This is a genomic window from Fusibacter sp., assembly GCF_057447755.1.
The window spans coordinates 1-6,392 of sequence record NZ_JBVBZF010000204.1 but is presented as its reverse complement, the minus strand read 5'-3'; the positions used below and the strand labels follow the sequence as shown (position 1 = coordinate 6,392).

The 6,392-nt window shown below is 34.7% G+C and carries 4 protein-coding genes and 1 pseudogene; all 5 read left to right on the top strand.

Annotated elements, in window-relative coordinates:
• Positions 1-494: pseudogene (locus AC220I_RS16445) on the top strand (DNA polymerase III subunit beta); the annotation flags it as partial.
• 11 nt (positions 495-505) lie between these two features.
• Positions 506-751 (top strand): RNA-binding S4 domain-containing protein, encoded by a 246-nt coding sequence (locus AC220I_RS16440; protein WP_486724948.1) that lies wholly within the window; start codon positions 506-508, stop codon positions 749-751.
• 10 nt (positions 752-761) lie between these two features.
• Positions 762-1,868 (top strand): DNA replication/repair protein RecF, encoded by a 1,107-nt coding sequence (gene recF, locus AC220I_RS16435; RefSeq protein WP_486724947.1) that lies wholly within the window; start codon positions 762-764, stop codon positions 1,866-1,868.
• Between the two features lie 12 nt (positions 1,869-1,880).
• Entirely contained in the window at positions 1,881-3,794 is a 1,914-nt protein-coding gene (gene gyrB, locus AC220I_RS16430) for a DNA topoisomerase (ATP-hydrolyzing) subunit B (RefSeq protein ID WP_486724946.1), read from the top strand.
• A 13-nt stretch (positions 3,795-3,807) separates the two neighbouring features.
• Positions 3,808-6,339, top strand: a complete 2,532-nt coding sequence (gyrA, locus tag AC220I_RS16425; RefSeq protein ID WP_486724945.1) for a DNA gyrase subunit A — start codon at positions 3,808-3,810, stop codon at positions 6,337-6,339.
• The last annotated feature ends 53 nt before the right edge of the window (positions 6,340-6,392 follow it).

Here is a 6,392-nt window from a genome sequence, read left to right as displayed (position 1 = left end):
TGTCTCAAGTGGAGTCTAAGGGTGATCTTAAAATTTCATTTGATGACAAACAGGTTTTATTTACTTTTGACTCATTAAAGGTCTATTCAAGATTACTTGCAGGTGAATTCATCAATTATACTCAAATTCTTCCAAGTGATTTTAAATCCGTTGCAAAAGTAAACACAGATCAATTTTTAACTTGTATCGATAGATCATTCCTCATGGCCAGAGAAAATAAAAATGTTGCTATAAGGCTTGAAATAAAAGATGATCTAATAAAAATATCTTCAAGTTCGGAAATGGGTAGTTCAATGGAAAAACTCAGTGTAGATTTAGAAGGTAATGACTTAGAGATTGGCTTTAATCCTAAGTATCTTATTGACGCCCTAAAAGTCATTGATAGTGAAGAAATCTATTTAGAGCTAATCAATAATGTCAGCCCATGTATCATTAGACCTATCGATCATGAAAGTTATACCTATTTAGTATTACCATGTAGAATATCTAGATAAGGATGGTTAATATGAAAAGAATTGAAATCGAAACGGATTTTATTAAATTGGATCAGCTTTTAAAATTTGCTGATGTCGTGGATTCAGGTGGCCTTTCAAAACTATTGATTCAAGAAGGTTTTGTATCGGTCAATGGAGAGATATGTACCATGCGTGGCAAAAAGATCGTCGCAAATGATGAGATAGAAATTATCATTCCAGATGAAGATGGAAACCCACAAGAACAGTTTGAACTTAAGGTCGTTAGAAAAAAGTAGGGGTAAACTTTTGAAAATTAAATCCATTGCGCTAAAAAATTTCAGAAACTATGGTTATATGAAACTGGGTTTTGATGAACATCTAAATATTATTGTAGGTGACAATGCACAAGGTAAAACCAACTTACTTGAAGCGCTTTATGTTTGTGGATTTGGAAAGTCCTTTAGAACCACAAAGGATTCAGATCTCGTTAATTTTAATGAGGAAATTACCTCGGTTAAAATTGAGATTGAACATGACAACGGCTATGAAGAAGCTATAGAATACAGAATCAACAACAAGAGTAAAAAAGAATTCTTAGTCAATGGTGTCAACATAACAAAGATTTCTGATTTACTTGGTACCATTAACCTCGTCTTATTTTATCCAGATGATTTGAAGCTCATTAAAGACAGTCCCAGCGAAAGAAGAAAATTCATCAATAGGGAACTTTCTCATATTAGTAAAATATATTGTCTGGACATTATTGAATACAATCGTATATTAATGCAGAGAAATGAACTTTTAAAAAAAATCAATTATCAGCCTGCATTTAAAGAAACTCTTGATATTTGGGATGAACAATTGGCACAAAAAGGTTCAAAAATCATTGTGAAGCGGATGCAGTTTATTGAAAGCTTAAGTGAAATAAGCCGAGATATTCATAAAAACATTACCAATCAAAATGAAAATTTATCAATTAGTTATATTACTTCTGTTAAGAACCTAACAAATTATGATACAATAAAGGATGACTTAATAGCGGGACTTAAAAAAAATCAGGATAGTGATATCAAGAGGGGATTTACCTCGATTGGACCACATCGTGATGACATCGATATTAAAGTCAATGATATCAATATCAAATCTTTTGGTTCTCAAGGACAACAGAGAACTGCGGCATTATCATTAAAGCTTTCTGAAATTGAAATCATCAAGAAAGAAGTAGGTGAGTATCCTATACTTTTACTGGATGATGTTATGAGTGAGCTGGATTATAAACGTCAAAAAGATCTAATATATACTTTAAAGAATGTTCAAACGATCATCACAACAACAGATGTAAAAAATCTATTAGATGATTATATAAATGCTTCTAAATTAATAAAAGTAAAAAATGGGAGCATTCAATGCTAGTAGGAGGTAGAAATGTCAAATCAAGAGTACAATGCTGATCAGATACAGGTACTTGAGGGGCTCGAAGCAGTAAGAAAACGTCCAGGGATGTATATTGGATCCACAAGTTTAAGAGGTCTTCATCACTTAGTATATGAAATCATTGATAATAGTATCGATGAGGCTTTGGCTGGGTATTGTAAAAAGATCAACGTAACAATAGAACCAGATAATATTATTACCGTTGAAGATGATGGTAGAGGTATGCCAATTGATATGCATCAAAAAATGGGAATACCTGCTGTAGAAGTTATTCATACTGTTTTACATGCCGGCGGAAAATTCGGCGGTGGCGGTTATAAAGTATCTGGTGGTCTTCATGGTGTTGGTGCATCTGTTGTAAATGCATTATCAGAATGGTTTAACGTAGAGGTTAAACGAAATGGTAAAATTCATAAAATAGGTTTTGAAAGAGGCTTCACAAGTGAAAAGCTTCATGTGATAGGTGATCTTGAAAATGAAAGCATCACAGGTACAAAAACGTCTTTTAAAGCAGATTATCTCATATTTGATGAATTAGATTATGATTTTACAGTACTTGAAGCTAGAATCAGAGAATTGGCCTTTTTAAATAAAGGCATTGAAATCATAATAACGGACAGTCGTCCAGACAAGCAAAGAACATCACGTTTCTTCTATGAAGGTGGTATTAAAGAGTTTGTAAATTATTTAAATGTGAATCGAAATGCGATTCATGATGACATTATTTATTCTGAACAAACTAGTGAAGGCAGTACAGTTGAAATTGCGATGCAGTATACAGATGGCTATTCAGAGAATATCTTTACTTTTGCAAATAATATTAATACACATGAGGGTGGAACACACCTTGTAGGCTTTAAATCCGCTTTAACACGTGTTATTAACGATTATGGTAGACGTAAGGGCATTATCAAGGAAAAGGATGAAAATCTCACTGGCGAGGACGTTAGAGAGGGATTAACGACAATTATTTCTGTTAAACTAGAAGAGCCACAGTTTGAAGGTCAGACTAAGACCAAACTTGGCAACAGTGAAATCAGAGGAATTGTTGAATCTATTTGTTCTGAAATGCTTCAAATTTTCTTGGAAGAAAATCCTGCTCAGGCAAAAACAATTATAGATAAGTGTTTAACTTCTGCAAAGGCCAGAGAGGCCGCTAGAAAAGCCAGAGAATTAACCAGAAGAAAAGGTGCTCTTGATGGTCTTACCCTACCAGGTAAACTTGCGGATTGTTCTGAAAGAGATCCTTCAAAATGTGAGATTTACATCGTGGAAGGGGACTCTGCAGGTGGTTCTGCAAAACTGGGGAGAGATCGTTCGATACAGGCCATTTTACCCCTTCGTGGTAAGATTATGAATGTTGAAAAATCTAATTTCTCTAGAATTTTCAATTCAACTGAAATTAGAGCCATGATCACAGCATTTGGCTGTGGTATAGGAGAAGATTTTGATATTACAAAGTTGCGTTATGATAAGATTTTTATTATGACAGATGCCGATGTCGACGGTGCTCATATTAGAACGCTAATTTTAACATTCTTCTTTAGATTTATGAGACCATTAATAGAGCAAGGTCATGTATATATAGCAATGCCACCGCTTTACAAGGTAAAGAAAAACAAGAGCATTTATTATGTCTATTCTGATAAAGAACTCAATAAGTTATTGGGTGAAATTGGTAGAACAGGTATCAGTATGCAGCGTTATAAAGGTCTTGGTGAAATGAATGCTGAACAGCTTTGGTCAACGACCATGGACCCAGCAGTAAGAACCATTATGAATGTTAGTATTGATGATGCTGTAGAAGCAGATTTGATTTTCTCTACATTAATGGGCGAAAAAGTCGAACCAAGAAGAGATTTTATAGAAGCAAATGCGCGTTATGTAACAAATCTGGATGTCTAGGAGGAAGTAGAAGTTGAGTGATTTTAAAAATGATGACATCAATGATGACATCAATGAAAGCATAAATGAATCTGAGACGATTATTCAAGTAGACATAATGGATGAAATGAAGAAATCGTATATTGATTATGCAATGAGCGTTATTGTCAGTAGGGCTTTACCGGATGCAAGAGATGGCTTAAAGCCAGTTCATAGACGTATTTTATATGCCATGAACGAAATTAACTTCACACACGATAAACCGCATCGTAAATCTGCGCGTATTGTGGGAGAGGTTATCGGTAAGTACCATCCGCATGGTGACTCTTCAATTTATGGCGCTATGGTTAGATTTGCACAGGATTTTTCAATGAGATATCCACTCGTGGATGGTCAGGGTAATTTTGGTTCAATAGATGGTGATGGCGCTGCAGCAATGCGTTACACAGAGGCGAGAATGACGCGTCTATCTGGCGAGCTCTTAAGAGATATTGAAAAGAATACGGTTGATTTTATGCCGAACTTTGATGAATCTGAAACACAGCCTGTTGTTTTACCAAGCCGTTTTCCAAATCTTCTTGTAAATGGTTCAAATGGTATTGCAGTAGGTATGGCAACTTCAATTCCACCCCATAACTTAGGTGAAGTAATTGATGCAGTTGTTAAGATGATGGAAGATCCAGAAACAGATGTTTACGATCTTATGGAATGTGTTAAGGGTCCTGATTTTCCAACAGGTGCTGAAATTATGGGCGTAGAGGGTATTAAGCGCGCATACAGAACCGGTAGAGGAAGAGTTATCTTAAGATCAAAGGCAGAAATTGAAGAGATGAAAAACGGTAAGAGTCGTATCATCATCACTGAAATTCCGTATCAAGTTAATAAATCAAAAATGATTGAAGGTATCGCAGAACTCGTTAAAACGAAGAGATTAGAAGGTATTACTGATTTAAGAGATGAGAGTAATAGAAATGGTATAAGGGTTGTTATTGAGCTCAGAAGAGATGTAAATGCCAATATTATGCTCAATCAACTCTATAAAAATTCTCAGTTACAAGTTTCTTATAGCATCATCATGCTTGCACTTGTAGGTGGCGAGCCTAAAGTCATGAATTTAAAAGAGATGCTTCAAGTTTACATTGATCACCAGATTGAAGTTGAAACGAGACGCGTTACTTTTGATCTTCAAAAAGCAAGAGATCGTGCTCATATCCTTGAAGGTTTAAGAATAGCCATTGATAATATTGATGAGGTTATCAGAATTATCAGAGCTGCCTATAACGATGCTGAACTTAAATTGATGGAACGCTTTAATCTTTCAGAAATTCAAGCCAAGACAATCGTCGATATGAGACTAAGAAGATTACAAGGACTTGAGCGTGAAAAAATTGAAAATGAGTACAATGAGATTATTAAATTAATTGAATATCTTATCTCAATTTTAGAAGATCGAGAATTGCTTTTAAGCATCATCAAGGAAGACTTACTCAGAATTAAAAAACAATACAATGATGAGAGACGTACAGATATTAGTATCAACCCTGATGAGATTGATTATGAAGACTTAATTGAAGAGGATGAGGTTATTATTACTTTAACCCATGCAGGTTATATCAAACGCGTTTCAACAGGTGAGTATGTATCTCAAAAAAGAGGCGGTAGAGGTAAAACGGGATTATCTACTCGAGAAGAGGATTTCGTCAAAGATATCTTTACAACTTCAACCCATGACTATTTATTGTTCTTTACCAACTTTGGTAAAGTTTATAGAATGAAAGCTTACATGATTCCTGATGGTTCTAGAATTTCTAAGGGAACCGCAATTGTTAATCTTTTACCGCTTGAACCTGATGAGCGTGTGAATTCAATTGTGCCAATTAAAGATTTTGATAATGGTTATTTAACACTCTGTACAAAGCAAGGTGTTATCAAGAAGACGACATTGGATCAATTTGACACATCACGTAAAACAGGCTTAATTGCCATCAATTTAAAAGAAGACGATCAGCTGATATCTGTTAAGAGAACAGATGGTAATAATGATCTCATCGTTATTACCGCTAAAGGCAAGTCGATAAGATTTAGCGAAGATGATGTTAGACCAATGGGTAGAACAGCAGCTGGTGTTAGAGCGATTAAACTTGCGAGCTATGATCATGTCATTGAGATGGATATTGTATCAGATGAAGCTAAACTCTTAATCGTATCTGAAAATGGATATGGTAAAAGAACACCTTTAACTGAGTATAGACAGCAAACTAGAGGTGGTAAAGGTATCATCACATACAATATCAATAGTAAAACGGGTAATGTAATTGGTGCTAAAGTTGTTGAAGAATCAGATGATTTAATGATCATCAATGACAATGGCGTATTAATCAGAATTAAAGTAGATGAAATATCTGTAACAGGCAGAATTACATCAGGTGTTCGTTTGATGAAAGTCGATGACGAGACGAATCTTGTTTCAATCGCCTTAATTAAAGAAGACGATTCTGAAGCTGAAGGTGAAACTGAAACAGTTGAAAAAGAACAAGTTTCAGCAGAACCAGTTAATCAAGACTAAAAAATTAAATGGAAAGAGCGTTAATCTTATTTTAGATTAACGCTCTTTAAATT

Excerpts from the sequence above, each read along its gene's own strand:
- AC220I_RS16440 (WP_486724948.1), top strand. The coding sequence starts at position 506 with ATGAAAAGAATTGAAATCGAAACGGATTTTATTAAATTGGATCAGCTT.
- gyrB (WP_486724946.1), top strand. The coding sequence starts at position 1,881 with ATGTCAAATCAAGAGTACAATGCTGATCAGATACAGGTACTTGAGGGG.